Raw genomic sequence first — 13,788 nt, 5'->3', positions numbered from 1 at the left:
GTTTCTTAGGCGCAGAGCTTTTCGACTTCCTCGCAGAGGTAGTGATAGAGACAGACATGCACCTGCTGAACGTCAGGCGTGTGCCGGGAGGGCACGTCGATCAGCAGGTCGCAGAGCGGTGCCAACTGCCCGCCGCCCTGGCCGGTCAGAGCGATCGTCAGCATGTTCTTCGCCTTCGCAGCTTCCATGGCGGCGACTACGTTCTGAGAGTTTCCTGAGGTGCTGATGCCCAGCAGAACACCGCCCGGCCGGCCATAGGCCTCCACTTGGCGCGCAAAGACAGTCTCGTAGCTGTAGTCGTTCGACCAGGCCGTGAGCACTGTGGGGCTGTCTGCCAGGCAGAGCACGTTCAGCGCGCGCCGCTCCTTCAGAAAACGGCCAACCAGTTCGCCGGCAATATGCATGGCGTCGGCGGCCGAACCGCCGTTGCCGCAGACCAGCAGCGGACAGTCGCCCTGCAATGCTTCCGAGATCCGGGCGACCGCCTCGTCCAGTTTTTTTGCCAGCTCCGGGGTGTTGCTCTTCCGCAGCAGTGCCGAAGCCCGTTCAAGATGGCCCGTCAGTCCCTTTGTCATGGCGTCGTCCACTCCGGCATGTCTCCCAGAAGACAAATCACCAAGCATGGATGGCAGGAGCCGCCTCGCCGCTCAACCGCTTTCTTGCGAGCGGCGCGGCCAAGGTCGACCGCGGCACGGCGGGCTCGCTTCGCAAGCCGTGCGATCGCGCAGTGTTCTTCCGAGCTTTAGCGACGCATGAGAACCATGGAGCACCTGGGTACCTGCTCGGAGTCAACTTGATCAAGCGATAGGACACGCTGTCGGTCGTGTGTCGCATGTTCGATGTAACGCGACCGGGGCAGCAGTCCGGTCACAGCCAGACAGTCGCGGACCTTGGCAAAATGGCCGTTCAAATCGATCACCGCAGCTGCATCCGTCTCGGAGAGCTTGATTGTGAGTGTGCGGGCGGCGAGTCCCGCAGGAATGACCAGCAACTGCTCGTCGCGCGCCGCAAGCGGGGAGCCCAAGGCGGCAGCGCAGGCAGACAATGAGGAAACCCCGGGTACTATCTGGATCGAAAAGTGTTCGGCCAAACCGACCAACAGAGGTTGGGAGTCGTTGTAGAAGAGGGGATCGCCTTCGCAGAGCAATACGATGTCGTGACCCTTCAAGAGGATCTCGGCGATCTCCTTCACTACATCGTCGCTGGCGCTTTCCGATGTTGGTGAAGTGCCGTCCTTCGTCGTCCTGACCAGGATCTCTGTGCAATCCGCCGGAATGTACGGGGCGGCGATCGCGCGTGCCGGCGACTCACCTTGCTCCGGCGCCGAGTAAGCGATCACCGGCACTTGTTGCAGCAGGCGATGGGCCTTCAGTGTCATCAACTCCGGATCGCCCGGCCCGACGCCCAAGCCGTAGAGCGTCCCCTTCATCCGAATACCGCCATCTATGGAAGCTCCCCCTCTGGTGGTGGCGGTCTCCACCTCCACCGTACCATTTCGACAAACAAATAAACAAAATATTTAAGACAAATTATATGTTTTTCTGTGACCTTAGAGGTTAGCCTGTGACACGGTCAAGCGGTGTTCGGGCGTTCATGACTCAAGGTCCAGTTCTTGCGGTGTGGAGAATTCAAGGAAGGCTTCGACAGGTGCGTCGAGCATTGCTGCCAATGGCCGGCGCAGGGTTTTTATCAGCGGAATCGCTAAATAACACAGGAAGCGCAGGCTATTCGAATTGCCCCGATGCTGTCCTGCAGGTCTTCTGAACCGACTTGCGCTTTCAAGAGCCGGCCGTTCTCATTAAACGCAGAGCGTGCAGATCGAAAAGGGGCCCGCCGGTGAATGCCAGCGGGCCCTTTTGGACCGCAGCTTGCGGTCTGTCCTAGGCGCTTTTCGCGCAGGCTTTGACCAGACGGACGAGCTGGCTCTTCAGCGTATCGTCTTCGATCTTATTAACGGCACGTGCGATTTCCAGGGTTTGTCGATCGATCGGTTGCTCGCCCTGGTCTTCGGACATCTGGTCGAGACTGACCTCGAGGCCGTCGAAAAAGAATCCGACCGGCACCCGCAGAAGTGTTGCGATATCCCAGATGCGGCTACCGCTGATCCGGTTGGCACCGCTCTCGTACTTCTGAACCTGCTGGAAGCTGATACCGAGACCTTCGGCCAACTCCGACTGGCTCAGGCCCATGGCAACCCGGCGCTCGCGAACGCGGCGACCGATGTGAACGTCGGTCTTATGATACATGACTGGTTCCTCCTTGAACTCTCGAATCTGGAACTTTTGAACTTGGCTTTTTCTCCTGCAGCAGGCGCGGTTAAGTGCCTTCCACGGTAGAATCTCTGGTTACAGGTCCTTGATCGCCCGTGTTCGCGTCGGCTCTTTCTTCGCGGCCTGCGAGCATGTTTTGGAAGCTAGCTGCTTTGCGTAACCGCTCAAACCATTCTATGTAAATACTGTGTAATATCTCGTGCCGAACATGAACGGCGTCGCTGGCGCGCACGCTTGGGATGCGGCTAACCTTTTCCACTCCGCCCCGTCTCCTGCGCCCTGAGGTCGTATTAGATCGTTTCGAAAGACCCAATCGAGGAAGCCGCGACGCGGATCTTCGCAAGCTCGACACGTCGTTGGAGTGCGATCCGTTCCGACCGACCCAATAGAGACGGAGTCGCGAGCGTAGTGCGCTCAGCCAAGCGTTCGGACTTCAGTCGATTCGGCTCTAGGCAGGCAAACGATCCGGTAGGTTACCCACCCTGTGAGGTGCATTGCGTGCTTCGAGCCAAAGCAGCAAGGCCGCGTGATCCGTCTCGGCCTTGTCCGTCGCAACCAGTTCGGCCAACTGATCTCGAACCGCCTTGGTCAATGGCAAGTCGAGTTTCAGCGTTTCGGCCGTCTCAAGAACTGTGTTCATATCCTTGAGATGGGTGCTGGACTTGCCGCCCGGGATCCAGTCACGGTCGATCATCCGTTTGCCGTGCAGCTCCAAAATGCGACTATCGCAAAAGCCGCCGGAGATCGCGTCGCGGACCGCGGCTGGATCGGCACCGCCTGCGGCGGCCAGCAGCAAGCCTTCGGAGACGGCTGCGATGGTGACGGCAACGATCGCTTGATTGGCGAGCTTCGTCATCTGGCCGGCTCCAGTAGGGCCCACGTGGGTGGCTCGTCCCATGGCCTCGAACAGTGGTGCGGCCTTCGCGAAGTCTTCGGGCGAGCCCCCAGCCATGATCGCCAGGGTCCCTGCCGCGGCGCCGGCCGTGCCGCCGGAGACCGGTGCGTCCAAGTGGCTCAGGTCTCGCTCCGCCAGCCTGGTTGCGTGATCGCGGGCGAGGGACGGCGGGATCGAAGACATATCGATCACCAGCGCTCCAGGCGCAGATTTGGAGAGCAGGTCGCTGGCGAAAAGGACGTCGGTCACCACAGGGCCGTTTTCGAGCATGGTAATGATGACGTCGGCGTCCTCGACAGCCTCGCCCGGTGTCTCACATAATCTTGCACCCAGTTCGGTCAGCGGCTCGGCCTTGGCGCGAGTCCGATTCCAGACACGCAGGGAGAAGCGGGCCCCCAATAGCCGCTCGGCCATGGGGCGGCCCATCAGACCGGTACCGAGTACCGCCACGCTGCTAATCTCCTGCATAGGCTTTTCTCCCTTCTTCGATGATCGGTAGGACTTGGAGACTCAATTCGAGTCGAAGGATTGGCCTCTCAGAATACGCCGAGTCGAAGCCGATCCCCGATCGGCATGGGGCGGGGTGAATTCGACAGTGCGAATCGACGAGGGGCCGCAGCCATAGCCGCGACCCCTCCTCCAACCTACCAAGTTCACCGAGAAACGTGAGCTTAGAAGTCCATGTCGCCCATACCACCCGGCATGCCGGCACCTGCGGCTGACTTCTTCTCCGGCTGTTCCGCGACCATGGCTTCCGTCGTGATCAGCAGGCCGGCGACCGAAGCCGCGTCTTGCAGCGCCGCGCGCACCACCTTGGTCGGGTCGATGATACCGGACTTCACCAGATCGCAGAACTGACCGCTCTGGGCGTCGAAGCCGTAGTTGGCATCCTTCTGCTCCAGCAGCTTGCTGGCGATCACCGAGCCGTCGTGACCGGCGTTGCCGGCGATCTGACGCACCGGCGTCTGCAGAGCCTTGCGGACGATGTCGATGCCGACCCGTTGGTCGTCGTTGACCGGCTGCAGCTTGGTCAGAACTCTGGTCGCGTAGAGCAGAGCGGCGCCGCCACCAGGTAGAACGCCTTCCTCGACCGCCGCACGGGTTGCGTGCAGGGCGTCGTCGACGCGGTCCTTCTTCTCCGTGACCTCGATCTCGGTGGAGCCACCGACCCGGATCACCGCAACGCCGCCGGCCAGTTTCGCCAGCCGTTCCTGCAGCTTCTCTCGGTCGTAGTCCGAGCTGGTCTCCTCGATCTGGGCACGGATCTGACCGCAGCGAGCCTCGATATCCTTCTTCTTGCCGGCGCCCTCGACGAGGGTGGTCTCCTCTTTCGTAATGACCACCTTCTTGGCGCGGCCCAGCATGTCGAGGGTCACATTCTCCAGCTTGATCCCGAGGTCCTCGCTGATCGCGGTGCCGGCGGTCAGGATGGCGACATCCTGCAGCATGGCCTTGCGGCGGTCGCCGAAGCCCGGGGCCTTGACGGCTGCGATCTTGAGGCCGCCGCGCAGCTTGTTGACCACCAAGGTCGCCAAGGCCTCGCCCTCGACGTCCTCCGCGACGATCAGCAAAGGCTTGCCGGATTGCACTACTGCCTCCAACACCGGCAGCAGGGATTGCAGGTTCGACAGTTTGGACTCATGGATCAGGATGTAGGGGTCCTCCAGGACAGCCTGCATCTTGTCAGCGTCGGTTACGAAATAGGGGCTGAGGTAGCCACGGTCGAACTGCATGCCCTCGACCACGTCCAACTCGGTTTCCAGGCTCTTGGCCTCCTCGACGGTGATGACGCCGTCGTTGCCGACCGTCTGCATCGCCTTGGCGATCATCTCGCCAACCTCGCGGTCGCCGTTCGCCGAGATCGTGCCGACCTGGGCGATCTCACTGTTATTCGAGATCTTCTTGGAGCGCTTCTTAAGGTCCGCAACCACGGCCTCCACCGCCAGATCGACACCGCGCTTGAGGTCCATCGGGTTCATGCCGGCGGCAACCGCCTTGGAGCCCTCGCGCACGATCGACTGCGCCAGCACGGTCGCCGTGGTGGTGCCGTCGCCGGCTATATCGTTGGTCTTGCTGGCAACTTCGCGCACCATCTGGGCGCCCATGTTCTCGAACTTGTCGGAAAGTTCGATCTCCTTGGCGACCGTCACGCCGTCCTTGGTGATCCGCGGCGCACCGAAGGACTTGTCGAGCACCACGTTGCGGCCCTTGGGCCCGAGTGTGATCTTGACCGCATCGGCCAGAACGTCGATGCCGCGCAGCATCCGTTCGCGCGCATCGGAGGAAAATTTGACGTCTTTGGCAGCCATTTTGTCTAGCCCTCTCGCCTCAGGCGGCTTTCTTGGAGGACTTGATGCCCTCAAGCACGCCCATGATGTCCGACTCACGCATGATCAACAGCTCTTCGCCGTCGATCTTGACCTCGGTGCCCGACCATTTGCCGAAGAGCACCCGGTCACCCGGCTTCACGTCAAGCGCCTGGACCTTGCCGGTCTTCTCGTCGCGTGCGCCCTGTCCAACCGACACGACCTCGCCCTGCATAGGCTTTTCCTTGGCGGTGTCGGGAATGATGATGCCGCCGCTGGTCTTTTCGTCCTCGCCGAGGCGGCGGATGACCACGCGGTCGTGCAACGGCCGAAACTTCATCGGACTTTCCTCCATCCTGTTCAATGACCGTTGGAGATTTGGCTATTCGCCAAACTAGCACTCTCTGTCGATGAGTGCCAACTCGCTCATAGATCGTGCAGCCGGGGGGGGATGTCAAGGCACGGATCGCCCTCCGCCCAGGAAGCTCTGTTGATTTGAAAATACATATAAAATTCAGAGTGTTAAGTGAGCATTGGTAAGGGCTTGTTTACCGCCTTGGGCGTAGCATCCCGGCTATGGTTGCCTGTCACCCATCTGTCCGACTGCCCCTGCCGCTCGTCTTGGCGCTGGCCACGCTCGGCCGTCGTTTCTGGCGCGCGCGCGCGGGCGCCACCCTGGTGGAATTCGCGATCGTCTTCCCCGCCTTCATCCTGCTGGCGATCGGGCTGATCGAGGTCGCCATGGTGCTTTTCGTCACCTCCCTGATGGAAGGGGGGCTGCGTGAAGCCGCGCGCTTCGGTATCACCGGTTTCGCACCGGACGGGCAGACCCGCATAGAACGGATCCTGCAGATTGTCGATGAACATACTCAGGGTCTGGTTGAGATGGATGAGGTGGACATCACCTTCTTCGTCTATCCCAGTTTCAACGACATCGGGGAGCCGGAGCCTTTCGCCGACGACAACGGAAACGGCAGTTTCGACGGCGGCGAATCCTACACAGACGTCAACGGAAACGGTCAGTGGGACGCCGATATGGGGGCTGCTGGTCTCGGCGGGCCGGGCGATATCGTGCTCTACACGCTGCGCTACCAGTGGGATTTGCTCACGGGCATGCTGGACCCGCTGATGGGCGACGAAAACGGTCTGATGCGGCTGAGTGCTTCGATTGTGGTCCGCAACGAGCCTTTCGGCAGTGCAGGCGACGGCTCTGCCGGCGGCGCGGCAGGTTCGCCTTGATTGCGCTTTGGTCAGAGGTACGCGCCCTGACGAGCAAGCGGACGTCGCTGTTTCGGCTCTTGCGCTGGAACCGCAAAGGTACGGTTCTGGTCGAGATGGCTGTTGTTACGCCTCTCCTGCTGATCCTGTTGCTGGGCGCGGTCGAATTCGCCCGTTACGTCTTGATCATGCAGAAGCTGGATCGGGCTGCCATGTCCGTCGGCGATCTCGTTTCCCGCGGAGCTCAGGTGACGCCGCAGGATTTGGTCAACATCTTCGATTCCGTCGAGCACCTGATGCAGCCCTTCAGCTTCCCGCAGGAGGGCGTCGTGCTGATCTCCGCCGTGACCCGTGTTGCGGACACGCCGCCCGAAGTCGTCTGGCAGCAGATCGGCGCCGGTGATTTGGTGCGGGCGAGCCGGGTCGGTCTGCCGGGGGACGAGGCCGTGTTGCCGCAGAACCTGCAACCGCGCGAGAACGAAAGCCTGTACGTGGCGGAGGTCTACTACAGCTACGCGCCGCTGATTTTCGACAGGTTCGTTCAGCAGTCGACGCTCTATCACTGGTCGGTTTTTCGAGCTCGTCTGTCGGACCAGGTGATCACGATCAACTAGCCGTCCGTCGAGGCCATCGTCCGTCTACTTCTCGACGAAAGCTTTCTCGATGACGAACTGTCCCGGTTTCGACTGGCTTCCCTCCTGGAAGCCGGACTGCTCCAAGAGCGCGACGCAATCGGCCAGCATCATGGGGCTGCCGCAGAGCATGACCCGGTCCCGCTCTTTGTCGAGCGGCGAGATATCGAGATCTTCGAACAGCTTGGCGCTTTGCACCAGGTCGGTGATGCGCCCCGTGTACCGGGAAGCCTCGCGAGTCGTGGTCGGGTAGTAAAGCAGCTTCGGGCGGACAATTTCGCCGATCAGCTCGTGCTCAAGGGTCTGCTGAACGACCAACCCGCCATAGGCCAGGTCGGCCACGCGCCGGCAGCCGTGGATCAGCACGATCTTCTCGAAGCGTTCGTAGACCTCGGGGTCTTTGATGATGCTACAGAAGGGCGCGATACCCGTGCCGGTGCTGAAGAGATAGAGATGACGGCCCGGGATCAAGCTGTCCTGCACCAGCGTCCCGGTCGGCTTTTGACTGACAAGCAGCTTATCGCCCTCCTGGACGTGCTGCAGGCGTGAGGTGAGCGGTCCGTTCTGCACCTTGATCGAGAAAAACTCCAGGTGATCCTCGTAGTTGGCGCTGGTCATAGAATAGGCGCGCAGCAGGGGTTTGTTCTCGACCTTCAGGCCGATCATCGTGAACTGGCCATTCAGGAAGCGAAAGGCCGGATCCCGCGTGGTGCTGAAGCTGAAGAGATCGTCCGTCCAGTGGCGGACTGAAACGACGCTTTCTTCCTGAATGGCTTTGCTCATGACGAAGGTGACGCATCCCGACTGCTGGCTGATGGGAAGGTGGCCGCGAAGAAGGGTCGTTGAGCAGCCGACTTTCAGCTATCGGATTGCCCGACAGGGCGCAACCCCCTGACAGGTTGCAACCTGTCGAGTATGCCGTTGCAATGCCTCGGATGCATGACGGCTATTCGGCAATGCGGAGGTTGGAGAGCTGAGCTGCGATCACGCGGAACGTTTGGCTGAGCCCGGAGCCACCGTAGGAGTCGAAAAAATGCCCGGGCGTCGTGGCGCAGTTGCGGAAGGTGTCGCGGATGTCCTGTCCTCGGCTGTCGGTGCGCACGTCGAAGGTGATGGTGTAGATGATGATCTGCTCCGCCTTCATGGCATTGCAGATCTGTAGCGTGCGGTCGTTCAGTTCGCGCCGGGCGGTATTTTTGTTCGTGGTGCCGATACGTCCGTCCGAAATGCGCTGATAGCCGGTGTAGTCCGTGTCTCCGGAGGGGGCATGACCATCGTAAAACAGATTATCGCCGTCGGTCAGGATGACCGCGACCTTCTGCATCAACGGTTCGTCGTAGGGCAGAGGCAGGTTCGGGTCGCCCCACAGGCCCTGCCACCGGGGTGACAGCAGACGCCATCCCCAGACCAGGCCCAGGTTGGTGGTCGTGCCGCCGCGATGCCAGGAGTTCATATCGTCGATCGCCGCCTCGACGGTGCCGCGCTGGTCGGTCCAGGGAGTGATTGGAGGGCCGCACCCGAGGTTCGGACCGAGGCCGTTGTTGCTGTCTGTGTTGGTGGCTTCCGTTTCGTCGACCGCCGTGTTCTCGTTTTGAAGAAGAAGCTCGTTATCGAACAGCCAGGAGTTATAGCGGCTCTCGATATCGTTGCCGTTGCGCCAGCGCGGCCAGTAGTAGGGCTGGAAGGGAGCCGTTGCAGGTGGCGCGTCGGTGACGTCGTCTCCGGAGCCGTAGCGCGCCTCGACGCAGCCTTTCCAGGCGTAGGAGACGACGCACTCGCTGGTCAGTCCGACCCAGACACCGACGCCGCTGCAGGCAGCTTCGGTCCAGTCGCCGTGCACAACCGGAGTCCCGATCGTACAGACGTTGCGGATCAAATCCCAATTGACGTTGGTGCCGCGGCAGTCTTCCAGGTCCACTTCGCTGGCATCCAGTTCATAGACGGCGCGATCCAAAGACCCCGGTACCAGCCAGCCCGTGTTGCCGGCACCAACGTTCACCGCTGCGGTGTAGGGCACCAGGCTGATCCAGAAGTTCGGAACCACCGTGCGGTCGGCATAAAGGATGTCGACCAGCTCGTGGGCCGCGTCGCGCATCTGCGACATCTTGCTGCCGCGCATGGAGCCGGTGTTATCCATCACCAGCACCAGTTCCATGCCGCGGTCCGCGCGCAGAACGACCGAACGGGCGCTGACGTTCAGCTCCTCGAAGCCGAGCACGCTGACCAGCGACGTCGGGATCTGTGCCGAGGCCGCCACGGTCAGTTTTCCGTTTTCCGGGTCGTCGGTGATGGTCAGCTCGCTGACGTCGGCGCCCAGGAAACCAGGCGGAAAGTTGGCATCGAAAAAGGCGCGGATATCGTCGTTTCGGTCTTCCTCATAGAAAACGCGGCCGCCTGCCAACGCCGCGGCGTCGAGCGCTTGATTGAGACGGGCCTTCACGAGATAGCCGCGTGTCGTATCGATCGCCAAGCCGGCGGCGCCGACCAGGGGAATGAGACCGATTGCCAGGAACACGGCCATGATGCCGGATTGGTTGGAGCGCAGCCCATGTAGCGAGAGGCGTCGAGAGACGCGATCGATAACGTCTTTGACGTGTGTAAGTCGACGTTGCAGGCAAGGATGTGGGCTCGGCATGGTGCTTGATCCCTGGGGGTACAGTGTAAAGCCGCTGTGACTACCGGATTCGATTGTATGTATTGCGGGTAAAAAATGTATAAATGAAATAAACAGAATGGATCTTCTTGGTTTTATTTGAAGTCAATCTCGAACGAATTTTGCAAGAAGATTAATTCGAAAATCAAGTCAATCTGATCAATTTTTGCGAGTATAAACAAAACAAACTAGCTTCAAAAATAATCACTTCTCGTGATTAAATAATAGCTCAGTGAATTAACTGCTCGTTCATGTTTCTGGTTTCAAATGGCTCCATCAGAAACGCGCCGCAACGCAGCTAGATGGAGGTCATCATGCGACGCCTCGTTACTTTGTTGATGAAGAGCAAAACCGGAGCGACGGCCATCGAGTACGGCCTGATCGCCGCCCTGGTCGCGGTCGCCGCCATTGCGGGTATGACCCAGCTGGGTGGCGCCCTCGACACCATTTTCAGCGGCGTCGGTGGCACGCTGGAAGCCAACACGCCGGCCGCTTTGGGTGGTGGTGAAGGCGAAGGTGAAGGTGAAGGTGAAGGCGGCTAAGTTGTTGGTGTCCCCTTCGAGAGAGAAACACCAAATCCGCGTCGACGGTCGAGGGTTGCAGCAACAGCCCTCGGCCGTCGGACGGTTTTTCGTCTGCCGAGATCGTTGGATTTGAGACGAAGAACTGCAATCCGGCGGTGATTTTTCGGACCGATAACCTTTTCGATAGGGCAGATCTGTCATGACGCCGTACGTGATTCAGCTCAGCCTCCTGGCCGCCGCTTCGGCACTTCTGGTCGCGGCTGGCAGCGATCTGCGGCGTTATCTCATTCCCGATACCTGCAGCCTTATTCTGCTCGCCAGCTTCGCTCTCTATGCTCTGACAGGTGCCACGCAAGGTGCCTGGCCGCTGCATCTGGCGATCTTCGCGCTGGTCTTCTTGATCGGGCTCGGGCTCTTTGCCGCCGGCCTGGCCGGTGGCGGCGACGTCAAGCTCCTTGCCGCGACGGCCCTTTGGGCAGGACCCGCGCTCCTGGCCGGTCTGGTGGTGATCATGTCGCTGGCCGGTGGGCTGCTCGCCGTAATCGTTCTGACACGGATCTGGTGGCTCCGCCGCCTGGCCCCAGCCGATCTGCGCGAGCACCTCGGCGCTTCGATCGCACAACAGCCGATTCCTTACGGGGTCGCCATCGCTAGCGGCGGCCTTTTCGTGCTTGCCCGTTATGCCGGGTTGCTCGGCTAATCCCTGATCCGCGGGAGGCTTCGCCATGTCGCCCAAGAAACTTCTACTGTTCGGCATCGCCCTGGTTGCCGGCCTCGGGACCGTCTTCATGGCGCGCAGTATTCTGCAGCCGCCACCTCCGCCGCCGCCTGCCGCGCCGCAACAAGTGGTTCGGCCAGCTCCGGAACCGGATCTGCGAATTCTGATCGCCAGTGCCAATCTGCCGGCCGGGCGTTTGATTCAGCCGGACGATTTGGTTTGGCGCGTCTGGGATCGCGAAGACGAGCGCCTGCCGAGCTATTTCGTCGAGGGCGGAGAGAAGCCGGGCGATCTGCACGGCGCCGTCGTTCGTCGCGGTATCGGCAGTGGCGATCCGTTGATCCAAGGATTGGTGGTCAAACCAGGGGAACAGGGCTTTCTCGCCGCGGTGATGGAGCCTGGGAAACGTGCTGTGTCCGTCCGGATCAATCCCGTCACTGGGATCGCCGGCCTGGTGTTTCCGGGCGACCGGGTCGACCTGCTGCTGACCCAGTCCGTAAGCCGGCCGAACGACCCGCGGCGCTCGGAGCGCTACGCCAGCGAAACGGTGCTGACCGACCTGCGCGTCCTTGCCATCGACCAGTCGACCGACGATCAGACGGCAACGCCTAAGCAGGCCGAGATCGTGACACTGGAGGTGACTCCCAAGCAGGCCGAACTGGTTATCCTGATTTCGGAACTCGGTCAGCTCTCCCTATCGCTTCGGTCCCTGCAGGGCGAACCGGATCAACTGGTCGCCGCACTGCCAACCGGCGAGAGCCAAGGTGTCGAACTGCACTCGGCACTCGGGTATGGGGTCGTCGCGTCTCAATCCAGCGGTGCCGTCGCAGGTCTCGCCGGCGGTCTGCCGCTGACTGGTCCGCTGGCGGCACCGCTTAAGACCGGTTTATCGGCCCGTGGGCAGGGTGCTACCGATCCGGAATTGTCTTCGGACCTTGCCGCGCTACTCGCCGGTCTCACGCCGACGGAGCGGGCGGCCGCGCTGCGGAGTCTCAACGACCGACCTTACTCCTGGGACAGCGATGTAAGCCTTCTTTTACCAAACCCGTCGGATGCTACCTCTTCGGTGCGGAAGGTGCAGGTGTTGCGCGGTCCGGAAGCCGCCGTCATTCCGTTCCAGCGCTGATCGGACGCTCATTCCATGGCCCCCGCAAATCCGTTTCTCATTGTCTTGCGACCTATTTCCGTCCTGCTGATTCTCGCTGGTATGTGGCTGCCGACCATCTCGGCTTGGGCCGCGACCGGTTCGATTCTGGCGCTGGAGGTCGATCAAGGCGAGGTGGTGCGGCTTCCGTCACCGGCGGCTTCGATCTTCGTCGCCAATCCGGGAATCGCCGATGTCCAGGTGATGTCGCCGACGCTGGTTTATGTCTACGGCCGCCAGACGGGGGCAACCCGGCTCTTCGCCATCGACGAGAGGGAGCGGCTCCTGATCGACCGGCGCGTGACCGTGAGCCACGACCTGACAACCCTGGAGTCCGGGTTGTCGCAGTTGCTGCCGGACCGGCTGCTCGAGGTGCGGACCGTCAACGGTGGTATCCTTCTGACCGGGGAAGTGGCCGACGTGACCGAGGCCGAGGACGCCGCGCGACTGGCTGCCCGTTTCATCGGCGAGAACGGCGAGGTCATCAACCGCCTGTCCATCACCGCACCGTCGCAGGTCATGCTGCAGGTCCGGGTCGCCGAAGTTTCACGTTCGGTCAATAAGGAACTCGGCTTCAATTGGGAAGGTGCGGCCCGTTTCGGCAACTTCGACTTCCTCTTTACGCTCGGCGACGGCATCACTCAGAACGATGCCGGCCAGATTCTGGTGCCGGGAGAGAGCCAGGCGCTGTTCGGATCCTGGCGCAGCGACCGCCTGAATCTCAACGGGCTGATCGATGCGCTCGCCGACGACGGTCTGATCACCCTGCTTGCCGAGCCGAATCTCACGGCCTTATCCGGCGAGACCGCGACCTTCCTGGCCGGCGGTGAGTTTCCGATCTTCGTTCCGCAGGAGGACGAGGGTGGCGCCTTTACGGTGGATTACCGGAGCTTCGGCGTCAGTCTTTCCTTCAATCCCACCGTCCTCAGCGGTGGCCGCATCAATTTGCGGGTTCGACCGGAGGTCAGCGAGCTGTCCTCGGCCGGCGCCTTGCGCACCGGAACTGTCGAGATTCCCGCAATCGTCACTCGACGGGCCGAAACCACGGTCGAACTGGGCAGCGGTCAGTCTTTCGCCATCGCAGGATTGCTCGAAAGCTCGGTGAACCAGGGTATCTCGAAGTACCCCTTCCTAGGCGATATCCCCGTGCTTGGAGCGTTGTTTCGCTCGACGACGTTCCAACAGGAAGAAAGCGAGCTGGTCATCATCGTGACGCCCTACCTCGTCGAACCCGTCTCCGCCAATCGGATGACGACGCCGGTGGACGGCTTCGTCGCCCCCACCGACGAGGAGCGAATTCTCAGTGGGCGCCTCTGGAGTCAGACCGGTCCCGAACGTAGGCCGGCCGAGGCGACCCGCCAGGGAGCCGTACAACCTGGCTCCGAAGCCGGCCCGATCGGTCCGGTCGGTTTCATTCTCGATTGACCC

The 13,788-nt window shown here is 61.3% G+C and carries 14 protein-coding genes; 6 read left to right on the top strand and 8 right to left on the bottom strand.

Annotation, left to right across the window (positions count from 1 at the left end; all coding sequences use genetic code 11):
* Window positions 1-5: 5 nt before the first annotated feature.
* From DBZ32_RS09245 to DBZ32_RS09220, 6 genes are all read right to left on the bottom strand, one after another.
* A complete protein-coding gene (locus DBZ32_RS09245; protein WP_235830117.1) occupies window positions 6-587 on the bottom strand; it encodes a D-sedoheptulose-7-phosphate isomerase in 582 nt (193 codons plus the stop codon).
* Window positions 588-742: 155 nt separating this feature from the next.
* Window positions 743-1,429: an SAM-dependent methyltransferase gene (locus DBZ32_RS09240; protein ID WP_119166830.1), complete on the bottom strand. Its 687-nt coding sequence runs from the start codon at window positions 1,427-1,429 to the stop codon at window positions 743-745.
* A gap of 451 nt (window positions 1,430-1,880) precedes the next feature.
* Window positions 1,881-2,246, bottom strand: coding sequence for a helix-turn-helix domain-containing protein (locus DBZ32_RS09235; protein WP_119166829.1), 366 nt, complete (start codon window positions 2,244-2,246; stop codon window positions 1,881-1,883).
* A 472-nt stretch (window positions 2,247-2,718) separates the two neighbouring features.
* Window positions 2,719-3,633 (bottom strand): NAD(P)-dependent oxidoreductase, encoded by a 915-nt coding sequence (locus tag DBZ32_RS09230; RefSeq protein ID WP_119166828.1) that lies wholly within the window; start codon window positions 3,631-3,633, stop codon window positions 2,719-2,721.
* Window positions 3,634-3,836: 203 nt separating this feature from the next.
* On the bottom strand, window positions 3,837-5,474 hold the full coding sequence (groL, locus tag DBZ32_RS09225; protein ID WP_119166827.1) for a chaperonin GroEL: 1,638 nt from the start codon (window positions 5,472-5,474) through the stop codon (window positions 3,837-3,839).
* Between the two features lie 19 nt (window positions 5,475-5,493).
* Window positions 5,494-5,811: a co-chaperone GroES gene (locus DBZ32_RS09220; RefSeq protein ID WP_119166826.1), complete on the bottom strand. Its 318-nt coding sequence runs from the start codon at window positions 5,809-5,811 to the stop codon at window positions 5,494-5,496.
* Between the two features lie 236 nt (window positions 5,812-6,047).
* On the opposite strand from DBZ32_RS09220, the gene DBZ32_RS09215 reads away from it, so the two are divergent.
* Window positions 6,048-6,710, top strand: coding sequence for a TadE/TadG family type IV pilus assembly protein (locus DBZ32_RS09215; RefSeq protein ID WP_119166825.1), 663 nt, complete (start codon window positions 6,048-6,050; stop codon window positions 6,708-6,710).
* The gene (locus DBZ32_RS09210; protein ID WP_119166824.1) at window positions 6,707-7,303 is read left to right on the top strand and encodes a TadE/TadG family type IV pilus assembly protein; all 597 of its coding nucleotides are present in this window, start codon (window positions 6,707-6,709) and stop codon (window positions 7,301-7,303) included. Before DBZ32_RS09215 ends, DBZ32_RS09210 begins: the two co-directional genes overlap by 4 nt.
* A gap of 24 nt (window positions 7,304-7,327) precedes the next feature.
* Here the strand turns inward: DBZ32_RS09210 and DBZ32_RS09205 are convergent, their stop codons facing one another.
* Entirely contained in the window at window positions 7,328-8,104 is a 777-nt protein-coding gene (locus tag DBZ32_RS09205) for a ferredoxin--NADP reductase (RefSeq protein WP_119166823.1), read from the bottom strand.
* Between the two features lie 163 nt (window positions 8,105-8,267).
* Window positions 8,268-9,842 (bottom strand): vWA domain-containing protein, encoded by a 1,575-nt coding sequence (locus tag DBZ32_RS09200; protein WP_162906665.1) that lies wholly within the window; start codon window positions 9,840-9,842, stop codon window positions 8,268-8,270.
* Between the two features lie 446 nt (window positions 9,843-10,288).
* On the opposite strand from DBZ32_RS09200, the gene DBZ32_RS09195 reads away from it, so the two are divergent.
* The 4 genes from DBZ32_RS09195 (at window position 10,289) to DBZ32_RS09180 (ending at window position 13,785) form a co-directional block, all read left to right on the top strand.
* Entirely contained in the window at window positions 10,289-10,516 is a 228-nt protein-coding gene (locus DBZ32_RS09195; protein ID WP_119167031.1) for a Flp family type IVb pilin, read from the top strand.
* A gap of 181 nt (window positions 10,517-10,697) precedes the next feature.
* Window positions 10,698-11,198 carry an A24 family peptidase gene (locus DBZ32_RS09190; protein ID WP_119166821.1) on the top strand — a complete coding sequence of 167 codons (501 nt, stop codon included), beginning with the start codon at window positions 10,698-10,700 and terminating at the stop codon, window positions 11,196-11,198.
* Between the two features lie 25 nt (window positions 11,199-11,223).
* Window positions 11,224-12,342, top strand: a complete 1,119-nt coding sequence (cpaB, locus tag DBZ32_RS09185; RefSeq protein ID WP_119166820.1) for a Flp pilus assembly protein CpaB — start codon at window positions 11,224-11,226, stop codon at window positions 12,340-12,342.
* Between the two features lie 15 nt (window positions 12,343-12,357).
* Complete coding sequence (locus tag DBZ32_RS09180; RefSeq protein ID WP_119166819.1) at window positions 12,358-13,785, top strand: type II and III secretion system protein family protein; 1,428 nt, start codon at window positions 12,358-12,360, stop codon at window positions 13,783-13,785.
* The last annotated feature ends 3 nt before the right edge of the window (window positions 13,786-13,788 follow it).

The sequence above is a fragment of the Algihabitans albus genome, from assembly GCF_003572205.1.
GTDB lineage: Bacteria > Pseudomonadota > Alphaproteobacteria > Kiloniellales > DSM-21159 > Algihabitans > Algihabitans albus.
The sequence above is the reverse complement of the archived record's forward strand: the minus strand, read 5'-3'. Positions and strand labels throughout refer to the sequence as shown.

Coding starts and splice junctions, on each gene's coding strand:
- DBZ32_RS09215 (WP_119166825.1), top strand. CDS start 6,048: ATGGTTGCCTGTCACCCATCTGTCCGACTGCCCCTGCCGCTCGTCTTG.
- DBZ32_RS09205 (WP_119166823.1), bottom strand. CDS start 8,104: ATGAGCAAAGCCATTCAGGAAGAAAGCGTCGTTTCAGTCCGCCACTGG.
- cpaB (WP_119166820.1), top strand. CDS start 11,224: ATGTCGCCCAAGAAACTTCTACTGTTCGGCATCGCCCTGGTTGCCGGC.
- DBZ32_RS09190 (WP_119166821.1), top strand. CDS start 10,698: ATGACGCCGTACGTGATTCAGCTCAGCCTCCTGGCCGCCGCTTCGGCA.
- DBZ32_RS09200 (WP_162906665.1), bottom strand. CDS start 9,842: ATGGCCGTGTTCCTGGCAATCGGTCTCATTCCCCTGGTCGGCGCCGCC.
- DBZ32_RS09195 (WP_119167031.1), top strand. CDS start 10,289: ATGCGACGCCTCGTTACTTTGTTGATGAAGAGCAAAACCGGAGCGACG.
- DBZ32_RS09220 (WP_119166826.1), bottom strand. CDS start 5,811: ATGAAGTTTCGGCCGTTGCACGACCGCGTGGTCATCCGCCGCCTCGGC.
- DBZ32_RS09240 (WP_119166830.1), bottom strand. CDS start 1,429: ATGAAGGGGACGCTCTACGGCTTGGGCGTCGGGCCGGGCGATCCGGAG.
- DBZ32_RS09230 (WP_119166828.1), bottom strand. CDS start 3,633: ATGCAGGAGATTAGCAGCGTGGCGGTACTCGGTACCGGTCTGATGGGC.
- groL (WP_119166827.1), bottom strand. CDS start 5,474: ATGGCTGCCAAAGACGTCAAATTTTCCTCCGATGCGCGCGAACGGATG.
- DBZ32_RS09180 (WP_119166819.1), top strand. CDS start 12,358: ATGGCCCCCGCAAATCCGTTTCTCATTGTCTTGCGACCTATTTCCGTC.
- DBZ32_RS09235 (WP_119166829.1), bottom strand. CDS start 2,246: ATGTATCATAAGACCGACGTTCACATCGGTCGCCGCGTTCGCGAGCGC.